The organism is Fictibacillus arsenicus, assembly GCF_001999465.1.
Classification (GTDB): Bacteria; Bacillota; Bacilli; order Bacillales; family Fictibacillaceae; genus Fictibacillus; species Fictibacillus arsenicus.
The window spans coordinates 1-724 of the sequence record NZ_MQMF01000070.1 but is presented as its reverse complement, the minus strand read 5'-3'; the positions used below and the strand labels follow the sequence as shown (position 1 = coordinate 724).

Here is a 724-nt window from a genome sequence, read left to right as displayed (position 1 = left end):
GGTCGGCGGGGCCGGCCACGTGGCCGGGTCGTCCTCATCGACGTCGGGGGCCTGCGTCTCCTGCGCGACGACGGCCAGCACGGTGAGCAGCGGGGTCGCCGAGACGCCGGTCGGGTCCGACCCGGCGGTCACGGACGCGTCGGCCAGCATCTCGTCCACGCGGCGGTGGACGAGGTCGTAGTCGGGGTAGGTGGTGAAGTGGGTGCCCGTGTCGCCGAAGTCGGGCGGGCCGACGGTCAGCCGCCGCATCTTCTGCCCGCGTGAGCGCTCGGCGAGATCCACGAACGTGCCGAGCTGGGACTGCGGCAGGTCGGTGGTCACGATCTGCTGGCCCGCCGCGAGGATCCCCTCGAAGCGGGTGAGCACGGTGGCGGGGCTGAACTGCTCCAGCATGGCCGCCTGCATGCACTGCTGCCGGCGGATGCGGGCGTAGTCGGTGGACCAGTGCCGGGAGCGGGCGAAGGCGAGCGCGTCGTCGCCGTTGAAGTGGTGGGTGCCCGGCTCCCACCAGATGTTGCCCCAGGCGCCGTCGGGCCGGACGCCGCGGTGGACCACGTAGCCGCCGCTGACGACGTCCACCCCGCCCATGGCGTCGATCAGCTGGGCGAAGCCGCCCATGTCCATGAGGGCGTAGCCGGAGATGTCCAGCCCGAGGATGCCGCCGGCGGCGTCCTTCATGGCCTCGGCGCCGGGGTGTTCGGCGTCCGGGTAGAGGTCGGCGTGA

1 protein-coding gene is annotated in these 724 nt (G+C 73.1%); it reads right to left on the bottom strand.

What is annotated here, in order from left to right:
• On the bottom strand, positions 1–724 hold a 724-nt coding region (locus tag UN64_RS21860; RefSeq protein ID WP_139343256.1), incomplete at both ends, for an LCP family protein.